20 protein-coding genes and 1 pseudogene are annotated in these 16,342 nt (G+C 69.9%); 10 read left to right on the forward strand and 11 right to left on the reverse strand.

Annotated elements, in window-relative coordinates; all coding sequences use genetic code 11:
• Window positions 1–99: 99 nt before the first annotated feature.
• The 4 genes from HUG12_RS19465 to HUG12_RS19480 form a co-directional block, all read right to left on the reverse strand.
• Window positions 100–438, reverse strand: coding sequence for a hypothetical protein (locus HUG12_RS19465; protein ID WP_179270366.1), 339 nt, complete (start codon window positions 436–438; stop codon window positions 100–102).
• Between the two features lie 102 nt (window positions 439–540).
• Window positions 541–1,137: a uracil-DNA glycosylase gene (locus HUG12_RS19470; protein ID WP_179270367.1), complete on the reverse strand. Its 597-nt coding sequence runs from the start codon at window positions 1,135–1,137 to the stop codon at window positions 541–543.
• Window positions 1,138–1,162: 25 nt separating this feature from the next.
• Window positions 1,163–1,789: an endonuclease dU gene (locus tag HUG12_RS19475; protein WP_179270368.1), complete on the reverse strand. Its 627-nt coding sequence runs from the start codon at window positions 1,787–1,789 to the stop codon at window positions 1,163–1,165.
• 1 nt (window position 1,790) lies between these two features.
• Window positions 1,791–1,964: a DUF5786 family protein gene (locus HUG12_RS19480; protein ID WP_179270369.1), complete on the reverse strand. Its 174-nt coding sequence runs from the start codon at window positions 1,962–1,964 to the stop codon at window positions 1,791–1,793.
• 210 nt (window positions 1,965–2,174) lie between these two features.
• On the opposite strand from HUG12_RS19480, the gene HUG12_RS19485 reads away from it, so the two are divergent.
• Window positions 2,175–2,798, forward strand: coding sequence for an MBL fold metallo-hydrolase (locus HUG12_RS19485; protein ID WP_179270370.1), 624 nt, complete (start codon window positions 2,175–2,177; stop codon window positions 2,796–2,798).
• A 111-nt stretch (window positions 2,799–2,909) separates the two neighbouring features.
• Here the strand turns inward: HUG12_RS19485 and HUG12_RS19490 are convergent, their stop codons facing one another.
• Both HUG12_RS19490 and HUG12_RS19495 read right to left on the reverse strand, forming a co-directional pair.
• Window positions 2,910–3,059, reverse strand: coding sequence for a 50S ribosomal protein L40e (locus HUG12_RS19490; protein ID WP_179270371.1), 150 nt, complete (start codon window positions 3,057–3,059; stop codon window positions 2,910–2,912).
• 429 nt (window positions 3,060–3,488) lie between these two features.
• Window positions 3,489–3,755, reverse strand: a complete 267-nt coding sequence (locus tag HUG12_RS19495; RefSeq protein ID WP_179270372.1) for a thioredoxin family protein — start codon at window positions 3,753–3,755, stop codon at window positions 3,489–3,491.
• Between the two features lie 139 nt (window positions 3,756–3,894).
• On the opposite strand from HUG12_RS19495, the gene HUG12_RS19500 reads away from it, so the two are divergent.
• The 7 genes from HUG12_RS19500 to hsp14 all read left to right on the forward strand — a co-directional run bounded on the left by HUG12_RS19500 (window position 3,895) and on the right by hsp14 (window position 7,978).
• Window positions 3,895–4,056, forward strand: a complete 162-nt coding sequence (locus tag HUG12_RS19500; protein WP_179270373.1) for a preprotein translocase subunit Sec61beta — start codon at window positions 3,895–3,897, stop codon at window positions 4,054–4,056.
• A gap of 71 nt (window positions 4,057–4,127) precedes the next feature.
• Window positions 4,128–4,784, forward strand: coding sequence for a pyridoxal 5'-phosphate synthase glutaminase subunit PdxT (gene pdxT / locus HUG12_RS19505; RefSeq protein WP_179270374.1), 657 nt, complete (start codon window positions 4,128–4,130; stop codon window positions 4,782–4,784).
• Complete coding sequence (hisE, locus tag HUG12_RS19510) at window positions 4,781–5,116, forward strand: phosphoribosyl-ATP diphosphatase (RefSeq protein ID WP_179270375.1); 336 nt, start codon at window positions 4,781–4,783, stop codon at window positions 5,114–5,116. Before pdxT ends, hisE begins: the two co-directional genes overlap by 4 nt.
• Window positions 5,117–5,198: 82 nt before the next feature.
• The gene (hisH, locus tag HUG12_RS19515) at window positions 5,199–5,837 is read left to right on the forward strand and encodes an imidazole glycerol phosphate synthase subunit HisH (protein WP_179270376.1); all 639 of its coding nucleotides are present in this window, start codon (window positions 5,199–5,201) and stop codon (window positions 5,835–5,837) included.
• A 57-nt stretch (window positions 5,838–5,894) separates the two neighbouring features.
• Window positions 5,895–6,716 carry a prephenate dehydratase gene (pheA, locus tag HUG12_RS19520; protein WP_179270377.1) on the forward strand — a complete coding sequence of 274 codons (822 nt, stop codon included), beginning with the start codon at window positions 5,895–5,897 and terminating at the stop codon, window positions 6,714–6,716.
• Window positions 6,717–6,950: 234 nt separating this feature from the next.
• Window positions 6,951–7,388 carry an Hsp20/alpha crystallin family protein gene (locus tag HUG12_RS19525; protein ID WP_179270378.1) on the forward strand — a complete coding sequence of 146 codons (438 nt, stop codon included), beginning with the start codon at window positions 6,951–6,953 and terminating at the stop codon, window positions 7,386–7,388.
• Window positions 7,389–7,540: 152 nt separating this feature from the next.
• Entirely contained in the window at window positions 7,541–7,978 is a 438-nt protein-coding gene (gene hsp14 / locus HUG12_RS19530; RefSeq protein WP_246308096.1) for an archaeal heat shock protein Hsp14, read from the forward strand.
• A 109-nt stretch (window positions 7,979–8,087) separates the two neighbouring features.
• Here hsp14 and leuS read toward each other — a convergent pair whose 3' ends face one another.
• Entirely contained in the window at window positions 8,088–10,841 is a 2,754-nt protein-coding gene (gene leuS / locus HUG12_RS19535; RefSeq protein ID WP_179270380.1) for a leucine--tRNA ligase, read from the reverse strand.
• 577 nt (window positions 10,842–11,418) lie between these two features.
• Between leuS and HUG12_RS19540 the strand changes: the two genes are divergently transcribed.
• Entirely contained in the window at window positions 11,419–11,637 is a 219-nt protein-coding gene (locus tag HUG12_RS19540) for a DUF7535 family protein (RefSeq protein WP_179270381.1), read from the forward strand.
• Window positions 11,638–11,704: 67 nt separating this feature from the next.
• Here the strand turns inward: HUG12_RS19540 and HUG12_RS19545 are convergent, their stop codons facing one another.
• On the reverse strand, window positions 11,705–12,697 hold the full coding sequence (locus HUG12_RS19545; protein WP_179270382.1) for an ornithine cyclodeaminase family protein: 993 nt from the start codon (window positions 12,695–12,697) through the stop codon (window positions 11,705–11,707).
• Window positions 12,698–12,998: 301 nt separating this feature from the next.
• Between HUG12_RS19545 and HUG12_RS19550 the strand changes: the two genes are divergently transcribed.
• Window positions 12,999–13,316: a hypothetical protein gene (locus HUG12_RS19550; protein ID WP_246308097.1), complete on the forward strand. Its 318-nt coding sequence runs from the start codon at window positions 12,999–13,001 to the stop codon at window positions 13,314–13,316.
• Window positions 13,317–13,605: 289 nt separating this feature from the next.
• On the opposite strand, the gene thsB is transcribed toward HUG12_RS19550, so the two are convergent.
• The 3 genes and pseudogenes from thsB to HUG12_RS19565 form a co-directional block, all read right to left on the reverse strand.
• Window positions 13,606–15,276, reverse strand: coding sequence for a thermosome subunit beta (gene thsB, locus HUG12_RS19555; RefSeq protein ID WP_179270383.1), 1,671 nt, complete (start codon window positions 15,274–15,276; stop codon window positions 13,606–13,608).
• A gap of 407 nt (window positions 15,277–15,683) precedes the next feature.
• Window positions 15,684–16,070, reverse strand: a pseudogene (locus tag HUG12_RS19560) (DUF7383 domain-containing protein); the annotation flags it as partial.
• 49 nt (window positions 16,071–16,119) lie between these two features.
• The gene (locus HUG12_RS19565; protein ID WP_179270384.1) at window positions 16,120–16,293 is read right to left on the reverse strand and encodes a hypothetical protein; all 174 of its coding nucleotides are present in this window, start codon (window positions 16,291–16,293) and stop codon (window positions 16,120–16,122) included.
• Window positions 16,294–16,342: the final 49 nt, after the last annotated feature.

Here is a 16,342-nt window from a genome sequence, read left to right on the forward strand (position 1 = left end):
CGCGCTCTGCAGTCCACGTCACTCGACTTTGAAAGGTGACACCTCGACGCCGTGGCCGCACGGGCCGTTCGCCCGGCGGCCGGCCCGCGACCCGCGGTCTCAGCCACCGATATCCGCGTCGAACTCCTCCCGGGAGAGTTCCTCCAAGAGGTCTTTCACGTTCCCCTCGGTGTCGTCGTCGAGGTCGTCGACGGCCTCGACGCTGTGAGCCCCGCCGTGTGCGGCCTGGAGGGCGTTCTCGTTGAGGTTCCCGTCGGGGCCGACGACCGGCAGTTTGAGGTCGGTGAAGTCGTCCGGGGGAAACCCGGACGACGAGAGCAGGAAGCGGTCGTCGATCTCCGAGAGGTCGTCGGTATCGAAGTCCTCTGCCTGCGGGGCGTCCCACCCCTCCGCCGTCGTCCCCGAATACTCGGGTTCGTGGAGTTCGTACTCGGTCATGGGCCAGCACCGGATTACCGAACGTCACGGTGAAGAACGCTACGGCGGAACTCCTCCGGGCAGTGCACCGGCGCCCCCGTTCCGGGTTCGGTCCCCGGGGGCTCAGTACTCGCCCAGCCGCGACTGCCCGCCGCCGGACTCCCCGACGCCGGCCAACTCGGCCGCCCGCAGGATCGTTGATTCGAACGTCTCCTCCTGGCTCCGGTCGTACAGCGTCGCCGCCGGGTGAACCGACACCAGCAGCCTGATCGCCGTCCCGCCGACGCGGGCGTCGAACACCTCCCCCGCCTCTGAGGTCACTGCGACCGACCGGTCCAGCAAGTGCTCCGATGGAACCTTCCCGAGCGTGACGACCAGTTCGGGGTCGAGTCGGTCGAGTTCCTCGGCGAGGTACCCCTTGCAGTTCGCCAGTTCCTCGACGTGCGGGTCGCGGTTCTCGGGGGGCCGACAGCGGATGCAGTTCGTGATTCGGACGTCCGCACGGGTGAGCCCGGCGTCCCGGAGGGCGTCGTCGAGCACGGTCCCCGAGCGGCCGACGAACGGTTCGCCGAGTTCGTCCTCGGTCGCGCCCGGCGCCTCGCCGACGAACACGAGGTCCGCGTCCGTCGGGCCGCCGCCGTTGACGATCCGAGAGCGCGACTCGACGAGCGCCGGACAGCGCGTACACTCGTTCACGCAGAGGTCGTCGTCGAGCTCCATGGGGGGAACGCGGGTCGGCGGGGAATTAGGTCTCCCGGTCGTCGTCGACCCCGTCCGCGCCGTCGGCGTCGGGGCCGCGGAACGAGCGCCCGGCCCGCGCCGCGATGCGTGCGACGCGGAGCGGCTCCGGTCGACGCTCCCCGTCGGGGGTGAGCGCGCGGACGACCGCCGTCGCCTCGTCGTCGTCGACGCCGACGGCGCGGACCCAGGTGTCCGTCCCGTCGACCCGGACGCGATCCGGCTGTCGTTCGTACGTCCCGAGCCGTTCCTCGAGCGCCGCGCCCGAGAACTGCTCGCCGAGCGCCGAGGCGAGCCCGGGACTCGCCTCGAAGGAGACCGAGAGCACGGGACGCTCGACCGCCTCGTGGACCCGATGGAGGTCGAGAACGTTGAACCACGCCGGCGCGACGCCCGCCGTGAGGAGGTACTGGACGTCCTCGCGGCCGAGCGTCCCGACGCAGTCGAGGACGGCGTCGGTGTAGTCGGTGCCCCCGACGGTGCAGGTCGAAAACGAGAGCCCGTCGAAGACGCGGTCCGCGCGGACGAGCGCCCCGGCGACGATGCCGGACGCGGCGTCCTCGGTCGCGGCCGTCGATGCGACCCCGGGGGGTGTAGAGACCGCGATTCCGAGCGTCCGCGCGCCGGACTTCACGTCAGTCGTCCTTTATGTCCGAGAGCCTGTCGAGGAGTTCGTCGTTCGACGCGCCGATCTCGAACTCGACGCTTCCCTCGTGGTCCGCCTCGCCGGTCGAAACCGTCTCGTCGTCGAGGTCCGCGTCGACGTCCTGGTTCTCCTGTTCGGACTCGTCGTAGCTTCCGAAACCCATACGGGTACGAATAAGGGGTACGGAGGGAAAAATCCCGTGGTCGAGCCGGCCGAAACCGCCCCGAACGCGCGATATACGGGCTCTCGCTGGCGTTTTCTGAACTGAGGCCGGACGCTGGCAACCGCCGCGGGAGCCGGCGTACCCACGTCTTCCGGAGTCGTTCCCACGCCTTCCGGGGGTGTTTTTCACCCGCGGGCCCCAGGGCCGGGTATGGACGTCGTGAACGTGACCGCGGACGCGGAGGAGTTCACCTGCAACGCGTACTTCCTCGACGGGGAGGTCCCCGCGCTCGTGGACGCGGGGACGATGCCGGGCGTCGTGGACGTGCTCCGGGAGCACACCGACGAACTGGACCGCCTCGTGCTCACCCACCAGCACCACGACCACGTCGGGGAACTCGACGCCGTGCTCGACGCCTTCGACCCGGAGCTGTACGCCTACGCCGATCACCCCCGCCGCGACCACGCGCTCGAACCCGACGACGAGGTCGACCTCGGCGACGAGACGTTCGAGGCCGTGTACACGCCGGGCCACGCGGGCGATCACCTCTCGTTCGTCGGCCAGTCGGCGCTGTTCTCGGGCGACGTGGTCGTCTACAACGACGCCGCCTTCGAGGACGGCTCGTTCGGCCGGACGGACATGCCGGGCCAGTCGCGCGAGCGGCTCGTCGAGAGCCTGTACGACCTCCTCGAGCACCTGCCCGACACGGTCACCTCGATGTACCCGGGCCACGGCGACCAGTTCCACGCGAGCGACGACGAGTCGGTGCGGGACGTGATCGACCGCGCGCTCTCGCGGGCCGAGCGACGGGAGCCGAAGTACCCCGAGGGGTGAGTCGAGGGGATCGGGTCCCGTTCGACCGACGACGCGGTGGCTCGTCCCTGAGAACTGATCGGGTGGCCGACCGCCACGCGGGAGATCGGCCGAGAAGCTGATCGGGCGGCGTTATGCGGTCCGGGGTTCCTTCGCCTTGGGCCGGAGTCGGGAGTAGCCGCACTTTCGGCAGCGGTCGGCACGTTCCGAGTTACGGGCGTTACACCGCATACAGATCATCTTGTTCAGGGTGCGGCGTTCGGCCGCGTCGAAACTCGCCATGGTAGAGTGGAGTGGGCGGACCCGTGTTAACGGTTCCGAGTCGAAGCTCCTCGGTACGGTTTCGCGAGAATCGACTTGCTTGGCCGTGGACCAGCCGTTCCTCGAGGGTGCAGTCCGGCACGAAAGTCCCGCCCCGGGGACGGTCGGCCAGCCATCGCGGTGGCTCCCCGCCCCTCCCCGGCGGGCGCGGCCTCGCTCCCTCGCGACGCTCGGTCGCTCGCCGTGCGCCCGCCGCATCCCTCCGACCGTCGGCCGGCGAACGCCCCGCTGGACTACCGACGGCGTCTGCGAGCGGTAGTCGGGCTTCCCCCTTCGTTCGGCCGGAAAGCCGGCCGGGCGGGAAGAGGGGGACGCGATCGTCACTGCGGTAGCCGCGGCGCTGACCGAACCGACACCGACGAAAACGGCGAACCCGAATCCCCGAGCGAATCAGGCGCCCGCGGACGCCAGCGCCTCCTCGATGTCCTCGCGCTGGGTGACGCCGACGAACCGCTCGACGACGCCGTCGTCGTTCTCGACCACGACCGTGGGCAGCGAACGGACCTGGTACTGGTTGGCGATCTCCTGCTCCTCCTCCACGTCGACCTTCTCGAAACTCACGTCGGGGTAGTCCTCCAGCAGTTCCTCCAGGATCGGGTCCTGCGTCTTGCACGGGCCACACCAGTCCGCGTGGAAATCCTTCAGTCGGACGGTCATTTACGGCCGAGGATTGCGCCGGCCGGCGCATAAGGGTTACTCACCTCGCCAGGTTCACCGATTGCCGTCCCGAGCGGCGAGCGGGGCGGCGGCCCGACGAGTCGAAAGGCTTAGGCAAGACACCCGCGTCGCTCCGGACATGAGCAGCGGACAGAACAGCGGCGGGCTCATGTCCAGCGCGGGGCTCGTCCGCTACTTCGACGCCGAGGACCGCAACGCCATCCGTATCGACCCGAAGACGGTCGTCGCCTTCGGCGTCCTCTTCGGCGTCATGATCATCCTCCTCAACTTCGCGTACTGACTCGCGTCCCGACTCGCCGGTCGGGCCCGCACAACGACACCTTTTCCCCGGTCTCGCGCCGACCTGCTACCATGAGAGCCGGCGTCATCGCCGTCCAGGGAGACGTCTCCGAGCACGCCGACGCGGTTCGACGCGCCGCCGCGAGCCACGGGATCGACGCCGAGATCGTCGAGATCCGTGAGGCGGGGGCCGTCCCGGACTGCGACGTGCTCCTCCTGCCGGGGGGTGAATCGACCACCATCTCTCGGCTGCTCCGCGAGGAGGGCATCGACGAGGAACTGAAACGGCACGTCCGCGACGGGAAGCCGGTGCTCGCGACCTGCGCGGGGCTGATCGTCGCCTCGCGCGACGCGAGGGACGAGCGCGTCGACACCCTCGACCTGCTGGACGTGACCGTCGACCGCAACGCGTTCGGCCGGCAGGCCGACTCCTTCGAGGCACCCCTCGACGTGACCGGACTCGAGGAGCCGTTCCCGGCGGTGTTCATCCGCGCGCCCGTCATCGACGGCGAGGCGCTCCGCGCCTCGAACGCGAACGCGGAGGGCGTGAGCGGCGGGCACGTCGAGGTGCTGGCCGAATGGAACGGCGACCCGGTCGCGGTGAAGCAGGGGCCGGTCGTCGGCACCTCGTTCCACCCCGAACTCACCGACGACGCCCGCATCCACGACCTGGCGTTCTTCGCGCAGGAGCACGCCGGGGCCGACGCGAACGTCGAGGTGGCCGAATGAGCGACGCGTCCGAACGGGTCGGGGCGGAGACCGACGACGGCTCCGAGATCGACGCCGTCCTCGCGGAACTGTTCGCGACCATCGAGTCGCGCGGGGAGGAACTCCCGGATGGGTCGTACACGGCCTCGCTGTTCACCCACGAGAAGGGGGAAAACGAGGTGCTCGAGAAGCTGGGCGAGGAGACCACGGAGGCCATCCTCGCGGCGAAGGACGACGACGACGAGGAGCTGCTCCACGAGAGCGCCGACCTGGTCTATCACCTCCTGGTGCTGCTCGCGATGAAGGACCTCGACGTCGACGACCTCGGGACGGAGCTACGGGACCGGTTCTGAACGTGTCCGTGACGGGACGTTCGGCCGCCGAAGCCGTGCCGCGAGGAACGACTACTTATCCGCCCGCCGAGTACGCCCCCTCATGAGTGGTCGAGCCGACATCGTGCTCGTGGACTACGGGCTGGGGAACCTCCGGAGCGCCACGCGCGGGCTGGAGCGAGCCGGCGCCGACGTGACGATCTCCGAGGACCCGGGGACGTTCGCGGCCGCCGACGGGGTCGTCCTCCCCGGGGTGGGCGCCTTCCGGGAGGGGATGGAGAACGCCGGGCCCTACCGCGACGCGCTGGTCGAACACGCCGAGGCGGGCCGCCCGCTGTTCGGCATCTGCCTCGGGATGCAGATGCTCCTCACCACGAGCGAGGAGGCCGAGCGTGCGGGCCAGGGCGACGTGGAGGGGCTCGACCTGATCCCCGGGACGAACGTCCGCTTCCGGGACGTCGAGACGGTGCCCCACATGGGCTGGAACGATCTCCGGCTCGAGCGCGACCACCCGGTCGTCGGCGGCGTCGACGGGGAGTACGCCTACTTCGTCCACTCCTACTACGCGGAACCCGATACCCCGGACGCCGTGGTTGCGTCCTGCGAGTACGGCAGCCGGTTCCCGGCCGTCGTTGCGAACGAGGCGGGGAACGTCTTCGGCACGCAGTTCCACCCCGAGAAGAGCGGCGAAACCGGGCTCCGCATCCTCCGCAACTTCGTCGACTACTGCGCGGAGCAGTAGCTGACGGCGGGCTGTCACACCGGGGCGCTTATCCGCGGTCCGGGCAGAGCGGTGGGCATGCAGGCAGTCACTCTCGGGCCGGCCGGGACCTACTCCCACCGTGCCGCCCGGGCCGTCGCCGACGGCGTGAGCTTCCGCGAGTCGGTCACGGCCATCGTCGAAGCGGTCGCCGACGGGGAGGCCGAACGGGGCGTCGTCCCGATCGAGAACAGCATCGAGGGGAGCGTCTCCGAGAGCCTCGACGCGCTCGCCGAGTCGGACGTCGCGGTCGTCCGCGAGGTCGTCACCCCGATCCGGCACGGGCTGCTCGCCCAGTCGGAGGAGTTCTCCGTGGTCGCGTCCCACTCGCAGGCACTCGCCCAGTGTCGCGACTACCTGGAGCGGGAGTACCCCGACGTCGACCAGGAGGCGGTCGCCTCGACCGCGCGCGGCGTCGAACGGGCGCGCGAGGACCCGTCGGTGGCGGGCATCGGCCACCCGGCGACCGCCGAACCCGAGGGGGAGGGACGGACCCTGCGGGTGCTCGCGGAGGACATCCAGGACCAGTCGTCGAACGCGACCAGGTTCCTCGTCGTCGCGCCCGAATCGGAGCGCTCGGACGGCGGCGGGAAGACGTCGGTGGTGGTGTACCCGGGCACGAACTACCCCGGGCTGCTGCTGGAACTGCTGGAGGCGTTCGCCGACCGTGACATCAACCTCACCCGCATCGAGTCGCGACCCAGCGGCAACAGGCTCGGCGATTACCTCTTTCACGTCGACTTCGAGGCGGGACTCTACGAGCCGCGCACCGAGGCGGCGCTCGCCGACGTGGAGGAGCTGGCGGCGAACGGGTGGGTCAAGGTCCTCGGCTCGTACGACACCCAGCACGTCGTCGAGTGAGCCGGTCACCCCGAAGCGAAGCGACGGCTGTCCGGTGGTTGGCGAGCAGGCGACCCCCGCGCCGCCGGCGCACCGTCGGATCGCACGATCGCGTTCCGGCACGCCGCGAACCTCACGTCACGGGGCGCCTGGTTCGTCATCCGGTTCGAACGTTGGTCCGGTGAGGACGGGGTCGCGGAATCCGTCCCGTAACTGGCGACAAGATTCAAGAGGAATCGCGCTCCAGATACGTGTATGCCACCCAGGAGCCCCTTCGACGACATCGAGAGCGTGTTCGACCGGATGAATCGGGAGCTCGAGCAGCTCGGGCAGCAGCTCGAGGGCGAGTTCGGCGGCACCGTCGACGTCGACGTCTCCGAGACCGACGACGCGGTCGTCGTGGTCGCGGACCTCCCCGGGTTCAGCTCCGACGAGATCGACGTGAACGTCGCCGATCGGGATCTCACGCTCTCGGCCGACCGCGAGGAGAGCGAGGAGGAGAACGAGGAGGGCGACGGCCGACGGTACCACCGCCGCGAGCGTAGTCGACGGAGCACGACCCGGAGGATTCGCCTCCCGGCCGACGTGCTCGAACGCGAGGCGGACGCCGAGTACAGGAACGGCGTGCTCACCGTCACCCTCCCCAAGGCGTCGCCCGACGAGACCGACGGGACCCACATCGACGTGGAGTAGCTTCCGAACGCCGGATCCGGCACTCGACGGCGACGCCACTGCCAGTGTTTTTCACTATCGTCGGGGAAACCGTGCGATCGGCTATCAACCGTACAGCTACGGTTAATATCTCGGAGATCCTCTAACCCATCGGTGAAACGACGATGACTCGCATGACCCCCTTCGACGACGTGAACCGAATGTTCGACCGGATGTCCCGCCAGTTCGACGAGACCTGGGGCGGCTTCGACGCGATGGCGCGCGGGGACGGCCCCGACGTCGACCTCGCCGAGTACCACGACGAACTCGTCGTGGTCGCCGACCTCCCGGGGTTCGACCGCGACGACATCGACCTGACGGTCCGCGGTGACGTGCTCACCATCAGCGCCGACCGATCGGCGGACTCCACGGAGCAGGACCAGGAGGGCGAGGAGGGCGCCTGGGTCCGCCGCGAGCGCCGCTCGGAGTCCGTCCGCCGGCGCATCCGCCTCCCCGACGAGGTGCGCGAGGACGAGGCGAGCGCGACCTACACGAACGGCGTGCTCACCGTCACCCTCCCCAAGGTCCACGCCGACGACGAGGGCGAGGACCACCACATCGACGTGAACTGAGCGCGGTCGCCCCCGACTGAGCCCGGTCGGCCCCGTGGGACCCCGCCCACGGGTCCCGAGAGGTTCCGTTCTCGGTTTTTCGTACCGTTCCCGCCCACCCGCCGACCCGTCACTCCGCGATGTCGATGGCCGGACGGCCGGGTTCGGCCTTCCGGGCCACGTCGTCGGCGGCGTCCTCCGCACGCAGGACGCGGACCGGGGCGTCGAACTCGCGCTCGACGAGCCAGGCGGCCTCCTCCAGCGCCTCGTGCTCGCGCTCGGGCGCCAGCGCCGGACGCAACGCCTCGCGCTCCGCCTGCAGGTCCTGCCCGTAGGACGCGGCCGCGTCGCCCTGCTCGCGGATCTCCTCGACCCCCATCAGCTCCGAGATGAGGTTCGGGGCGTCGCTCTCCATCGCCAGTTCGAGCGCGCGGTGCTTCCACTCGGGCGCGACGACCACGTCGATTCGCTCGGGGTCCTCGATGCCCGCCACGTCGACGATCTGTCGGACGTCCTCACGGGTGTTCTCGACCAGGCGCCGGCGCTCGTCCGCGGCCGAGGCGTCACCCGCCGGTTCGGGCCACTCGGCCTCGAGGACGAAGCCGTCGCCGCCGAGTTCGTCGTACAGTTCCTCGGCGATGTGGGGGGCGACCGGGGCCAGCAGCCGGACGGCCGTCTCCAGCCCGTTCCGGACGGTCCAGGGGTGGACGTCCCCGTCCCGTTCGTCGGCGTACTCGCGGTAGGTCCGGAGCGTGCGAACCAGCCCTTGCGTCTCGCGCAGGGCGGTGTTGAACGTCAGGTCGTCGTACTCGTCGGTGGCGACCGCGACGGTCGCGTCGGCCTCGCTGCGGACGTAGGCGGCGGCCGCATCGTCGGCGGTCGCCGCGCCGCCCGAGCCGTCCACCTCGTCGACGAACCAGTCGACCAGTTCGGCCAGCCGGGTCAGGAAGCGGTACGTGGAGCGGACGCCCTCCTCGGACCAGTCGAAGTCGCGCTCGGGCTGGGCGGCCTGCATCATGAACAGCCGGGCGGTGTCGGCGCCGTACTCCTCGACGATGCGCTGGGGCGAGACGACGTTGCCCTTCGACTTCGACATCTTCTCGCCCTCGAGCTGGACCATCCCCTGGGCGAGCAGGTTCGTGAACGGCTCGCGGTGCTCCAGCATGTCCAGATCCGCGACGACCTTCGTGACGAACCGCGAGTACAGCAGGTGCATCACGGCGTGCTCGATGCCGCCGACGTACTGGTCGACGGGCATCCAGTCGTTCGCCCGGTCGACGTCGAACGGCGCCGTCTCCAGGTCCGGTGAGACGTAGCGCAGGAAGTACCACGAGGAGTCGACGAACGTGTCCATCGTGTCCGTCTCGCGGACCGCCGGGCCGCCACACTCCGGGCAGTCGACGTGCTTCCACTCCTCGGCGGCGTCCAGCGGGTTCCCGGTCGTGTTGACGAACTCGGGCAGTTCGATCGGCAGGTCGTCCTCGGGCACCAGCACCGGGCCGCAGTCCTCGCAGTGGACGACCGGGATGGGCGTCCCCCAGTAGCGCTGCCGGGAGATGCCCCAGTCGCGCAGGCGGTACTGGGTGTGGAACTCGGCCGACTCGATGTCGGCGGTCAGCCGCTCACGCGCCTCGGCGGAGGACAGGCCCCCGTACTCGCCGCTGTTCACCAGGACGCCGTCGTCGGTGAAGGCGGCCTCGCTCACGTCTGGTTCCGGGGGCTCCTCGTCGTCCCCTTCCGCGTCGTCCCGGCCGGGCTCGTCCGGTTCGGGCGCGACGACCGGGACGATGTCGACGCCCATCTTCGAGGCGAACGCGTGGTCGCGGTCGTCGTGGCCGGGGACTCCCATCAGCGCCCCCGTCCCGACGTCCGAGAGGACGAAGTCCGCGACGAACACCGGGACCTCCTGGCCGGTCGCGGGGTTCGTGGCGGTCAGGTCGGTCCGGACTCCGTTCGGTTCGTCGCCCTCGGGGTCGGCCTCCTCCTCGACGAACCGGCGGACGTCGTCGTCCTGTGCGACCAGCTCCTCCGAGATGGGGTGGTCGGGCGCCAGCGCGAAGAACGTCGCGCCGAAGATCGTGTCCAGGCGGGTCGTGAACGCCTCGACGGGGCCGTACACCCGCGGCTCGCTCCGCTCCCCGCGTCCGTCCGAGGCGCTTCGCGCCTCGCCGATCGTGAACGAGACGCGCGAGCCCTCCTGCCGGCCGATCCAGTTGCGCTGCATCTGCCGGACGCTGTCGGGCCAGCCCTCCAGGTCGTCGATGTCCGCGAGCAGTTCGTCGGCGTACTCGGTGATCTTCAGGAACCACTGCTCCAGTTCGCGCTGCTCTACGGGGGTGCCACAGCGCCAGCACAGTTCGGCCTCGCCCTCGACCTGTTCGTCGGCCAGCACCGTCTCACAGTTGGGACACCAGTTGACCTCCGCGGCCTCGCGCTCGACGAGGCCCTCGTCGTGGAACTCGCGGAACAGCCACTGGTTCCAGCGGTAGTACTCGGGCGTGCAGGTGGTGACCTCGCGGTCCCAGTCGTAGCCGAACCCCATCGACTCCATCTGGCCCCGCATCGTGTCGATGCACTCGAACGTCCAGTCGCGGGGGTTCGTGTCGCGCTCCTTGGCGGCGTTCTCGGCGGGCAGGCCGAACGCGTCCCACCCCATCGGGTGGAGCACCTCGTCGCCGCGCATCCGGCGGTAGCGGGCGTACGCGTCCGTGATGGTGTAGTTCCGGACGTGGCCCATGTGGAGCTGTCCTGACGGGTACGGGTACATCCCCAGGACGTAGGTGGGGTCCTCGGCCTCGTCCGGCGTCCGGTACGCGTCGGCGTCGTCCCACGCCGCCTGCCAGCGTCGCTCGACCGCGGCGTGGTCGTATCCCTCCTCGGACATTCTCTTGGCATCACGTCGTCGGCTTCGGCCCATATCCCTTTCCATCGAACTGGAGGGATTCGGCGGCGTCCCCGCGCGGAGCGGGTGGGTTTCGACGAGGCCGCCGGGCGGTCGACGGACCGACGCCCGTCCTACCAGGTCACGAGGTGATCGACCGACCGCGGTGGCGCGCGCGAGCAACGCGTGCGAGGGACGAGAAGCACAGCGGGAGTGACCGGAGGGAACGAACGCGAGCATCGCAGGAGGCTGGGGAGGACGAGGTGCGGTGCGGTCGGGCGGGACTGAAAGGGGCCGCGGCTGTCGGCTCGGGAGACCGTGCCTGCGCTCCTCGACTCGCTTCACTCGTCTGCGGTGCTTGTCGGGTCCGCCAGCGCCGACAGCCGCGGGGGCTTTCGGGAACTCTGGCGCGACGACCGGCCCGACCACCGAGCCGACAGCCGCAGGGGCTTTCGAGGACTCCGTCACGACGATCGACCCTGTCACGACGACCGACCGAACCAGCCAGTCGGCAGCCGCGGACGCCCTCGACGACGAACCCCACGGAGCCTTTTTCGCCGAGTAACCCCACTAGAGGGGCATGAGCGAGTCCGCCGAGTCCGACGAGCCCGGCGTGCTGAAGCGGACCTACCGGACGGTGACGCCGGGCTACCGGGGCCGCGAGGACGTCGAGATGAACGCGATCGGGTGGGGGATCCTCCTCGGCCTCGTGCTCATCCTCATCCCGCTGCTGCCGTTCATCGTCATCGTCTGGTTCGTCGGGAAGGTGCTGGAGGCAGTCACCCCCAGCGGGGAGTAGCGTCGCCGTTTGCCCGCCGGGGGCGGGGGCCCCTCGCCGAACGCCGACCACGGATCGGCTCGAACGCTCAGTCCGCCAGGCCGAGCAGGTCGAACGGGTAGCCGTTGTCCCGCTCGTTCGCGTGCTCGTAGACGACGTGGGCGGCCGCGACGTCCTGGATCGCCAGCCCGGTCGAGTCGAACACCGTGACGCCGTCCGAGTCGGTCCGGCCCGCCTTCTCCCCGACGACGATCTCGCCGAGCGCGCCGTAGATGTCGTCGTCGCCGAGAACGCCCGCCGTGTACGGGACGTTGATCTCGCCCGAGTGGGTCGTCTGTGCGTGGTCGTCGATGACCAGTTTGGCGTCGAGCAGCAGGTCGTCCGCGAGTTCGTGTTTCCCCTCCGCGTCGGCGCCCATCGCGTTGACGTGGGTGTGCTCGCCCACCGCGTCGCGGGGGACGATGGGGTCCTCGACGGGCGTCACCGTCGAGAGCACGTCACAGGATGCCGCCTCGGCGATGGAGCCCGCGCGCACGTCGAACCGACCCTCGAAGGCGTCGACGAACCGGGCGACGCGCTCCTCGTCGAGGTCGGAGACGACGACCGTCTCGACGTCCCGAACCGTGGCGATGGCCTCCAGTTGCGTGTACGCCTGGGCGCCGGCGCCGACGATGCCGAGCGAGGTGGCGTCCGCAATCGCGAGGTGGTCGGTGGCGACGGCGGCGGCCGCGCCCGTGCGCTTCATCGTCAGTTCGGTCCCGTCGAGGATGGCGAGCGGGAACGCGTTGCTGGGGTCCGAGTAGATCATCGTTCCCATCACCGTCGGGAGGTCGTACTCCTCCTCGTTGTCGGTGTGGACGTTCACCCACTTCACGCCCGCGGCGTCCCAGTCGCCCGCGTCGAGGTAGGCCGGCATCGATCGGAAGTCCCCGTTGTACTGCGGGAGGTCGATGTAGGACTTGGGCGGCATCTGGGCGTCCCCGCGCTCGTAGGCGGCGAACGCCTCCTCGATGGCCGGCACGAGCTCCGCCATCTCGGCGTTCTCGTGGACCTCGGCGCCGTTGAGCAGCAGCGTCTCCATGCGCGCAAAATTTGCGCGGCGGGATTAGAACCCTCCGATAGCGCCCGCGACCGAGCGGGCGACGCGTGGGACGCGGAGCCGCCCCCGCCGTGACGGCCGTCGAGCCCTCGTCCTGACCGTCGTGACCGCGCACGGGTCCCGGTTCGGCCGGCCCGCCCACCGGGACTACGTCCGCACGGACTCCACCCGAGTCCGGCGATTAACTCGCCTTAATCGGGCTGACCGGGCGCCGAATCCGTCCGAATTCCGGTACGGCGTCTCCACCCCCCATTACCCTCCGGTCGGAAGCGGCGGGTGTAGCATGACACCGAAGAAGTTCGTCGCAGTCGCGCTCGCAGCACTGCTCGTGACCGCCGGCGCGGCCGCCGCGGCCGCACCCGGTAACGGATCCGGAAACGGCACGGACGACGCCGGGAACGGCGACGGGGCACGGGGGCCGCCGAGCGACCTCCCCGGACCGGTGCCCGACTTCATCTCGGGCGTCCACGACGCGATCGACTCGTTCCTCGACGGCGACCTGACCGGCTCGCTCGGCGAGGCCGTCCCGGGCATCGCGGGCGGGGGGAACGGCGACGAGGGTGACGCGAACGCCGACGCCGACGACGGCGCCGAGGCGTGAGGCGACCGTTGACGGCGGCTCGCTGAACTGACCGCAGACCGGATCTTCCGACCGCGCCCGTCCGACCGTTCCATTCCCGTCGTTCGACCGATTCCAGTTGCTATCGGTCGACCGGTTCCGGTCGCCGTCGGCCATCCGCTTCGACGGTCACGGTCCGACCCCTTCCGACTACTACGCTCCCTGGGCAGCATCGCTGTCGGACTCGCGGGCCGCGAAAGAAGGTTCGAGCGTTCGGGAGACGGTGCGACGGAGTCGGCGGTCGGTGTGGGTGGCGTGTCTCGGTCGACGCTTACATCGCGCCGCCCATGCCACCCATGCCGCCCATGCCGCCCATGCCGCCGCCGGGGGCACCGCCCTCGTCGCCGTCGCCCTCGGTGGAGAGGTCGCCGGCTGCGATGATGTCGTCGATCTTGAGGACCAGGTTCGCCGCCTCGGTGGCCGAGGAGAGCGCCTGCTCCTTCGAGTGGGCCGGCTCGACGACGCCCGCCTCGAACGTGTCAACGACGTCGCCCGAGAACACGTTCAGGCCGGCGTTCGGGTCGCCGCCCTCGTGGGCCGCGCGGAGGTCGACCAGCGTGTCGATGGAGTCGAGCCCGGCGTTCTCGGCGAGCACGCGCGGGACGAGTTCGAGCGCGTCGGCGAACGCCTCGACCGCGAGCTGCTCGCGGCCCTCGACGGAGTCGGCGTAGTCGCGGAGCCGAGAGGCGAGTTCGACCTCGATGGCGCCGCCGCCGGGGAGCACGCGGCCGTCCGAGACCGTGGTCGCGACGACGTCGAGCGCGTCCTGAACGCCGCGCTCGAGTTCGTCGACGACGTGGTCCGTGGAGCCGCGCAGGAGGAGCGTGACGCCGTGGGCCTCGTCGCCGCCCTCGACGTAGAACAGTTCGTCCTCGTCGTCACGGGCGACCGAGCCGTGGCCGAGGTCGTCGGCGGTCGCCGACTCGACGTCGGAGACGATGGCGGCGTCGAGGATGTTCTGGAGGAAGCCCAGGTCGGACTTCTTCACGCGTCGGGCCGCGAGGATGCCCTCCTTCGCGAGGTAGTGCTGGGCCATGTCGTCGATGCCCTTCTGGCAGAAGACGACGTTCGCGCCGGTCGCCTTGATGGCCTCGACCTTCGCGCGGAGCTGCTCCTCCTCTTGGTCGAGGAACTGCTGGAGCTGGTCCGGGTTCTCGATGTTGACGGAGGTGTCGACGTCGGCCTCCTCGACCTCGATCGGGTCGTTCAGCAGGAGCACCTTCGCGTCCTCGACGCCCGTGGGCATGTCGTCGTGGACGGGGTCCTTGTCGACGACCGCGCCCTGTAGGAGTTCGGACTCGCCGGCCGAGCGGCCGGTCTGGGTCTCGATCTCGACGTTCTCCAGGTCGACGACGTGGCTGCCGTCGTCCGCCTCGACGGTGACCTGCTGGACCGCGCGGTAGATGAGGTCGGCGAGGACCTCCTTCTCCAGCTCCGCGCCCTTGCCGGTCATCGACGTCTCGGCGACCTTCTTGATGCGCTCCTCGTCGTCGTGGTCGACGTGCTCCGCGATGTCGTCGACCTCGGCGCGGGCCTGCTCGCTCGCGAGGTGGAAGCCCTTGATGATCGCCGTCGGGTGGATCTCCTGCTCGATGAGGTCCTCGGCGTTCTTGAGGAGTTCGCCCGCGATGGCGACGGCGGTCGTCGTCCCGTCGCCGGCCTCGTCCTCCTGGGTCTCGGCGACCTCGATGATCATCTCGGCGGTCGGGTTGTCGATGTCCATCGTCGTCAGGATGGTGACGCCGTCGTTCGTGATGGTGACGTCGCCCATCGAGTCGACGAGCATCTTGTCCATGCCCTTCGGGCCGAGCGTCGAGCGCACGGCCTCCGCGACGGCGCGCGCCGCCGAGATGTTGTACTCCTGAGCGTCCTTGTCCTTCACCCGCTGGGAGTCCTCGCCCATGATGATCATGGGCTGACCCTGCATTCGTCGCTGACTCATGGTCACCTCCGAATGAGGTTGTGATTCTATATAAAACTTTGGTTGCCGTCCGACGGCGTGGCGCTCGGGCCGATCGGATCGAACGAGCGAAAGCGGAAGACTCGGACGGGGCGTTATGTGCTAATCTGTACCACACCGTTCGGGCCGACGGCCGGCGAACGACGAGCGAGCGCCTCCTTTAAGTGCGAGCGGACGACGGCGGGAGCGGCGGACCCGGCGGACGGACCGTACCCGGCGGACGGACCGCTCGCCGGACGGATCGTCCGCTGAACGGCCGGTCCACGTCGGACGTTCCGCCCGCCGGAGGGGCCCTACTCGTCGGACGCGCCCCGCCCCGGTCCGCCGGACACGTTCCGCCCCGGGGCGCCGGACGCGTCCCGCTCCGATCCGCCGGACGCGTCCCGTCCGTCGACTGCCCCCTTCCAGTGGATGCGGACCGTTCCGACCGCGAACGCGTCGGTCGTGTCGGTGTCACGCTGGATGGCGACGGTGTTCGTCCCCTCGACGAGCGAGGTCCCGGTGAGCGAGTCCGCCCAGTACTGCCACCCGTCGTTCGGCGGGATGTCGAACCCCGAGAGGGAGTCCCCGTTGACGAGGATCTCGTGTCCGTACTCGGCGACGTCGAACGCCTGAACCCCGACGAACGGGTCCAGCGGCTCGTCGGTCGCCACCTCGAACTCGAACTCGTCGGTCCGGTCGCCGGCGTCCCGTGCCCAGTCGAGGTCGAGTCCCCGACCCGACGGCGCGAGCTGGGCGCCGACGTAGACGGTGGCGTAGTTCGCGTGCGTCCGCATCGGTGTACCCTTCGGGGCGACGGATGAAAAGAACAGCCGTTCGTTCGGCTCAGTCGTCGAGCGCTTCCGCGGCCGACAGCAGCTCCGACTCCAGCTCCGCGGGCGGATACTCGGGCTCGTCCTCGGCGTCGATCGTCTCGAGCTCGCGCCGGTTGAGCTGCCGTTCCAGTTGCTCGCGCTTCTTGCGGCCCTGACGCTCGCGCCCACGTTTCGTGTCTGGCATTGACAACCGTGCCAACGCAACCCACAGTTAAGAACCTTTCCGCTCGGCC

Origin of the sequence: Halorarum salinum (assembly GCF_013402875.1) — an archaeon.
Classification (GTDB): Archaea; Halobacteriota; Halobacteria; order Halobacteriales; family Haloferacaceae; genus Halorarum; species Halorarum salinum.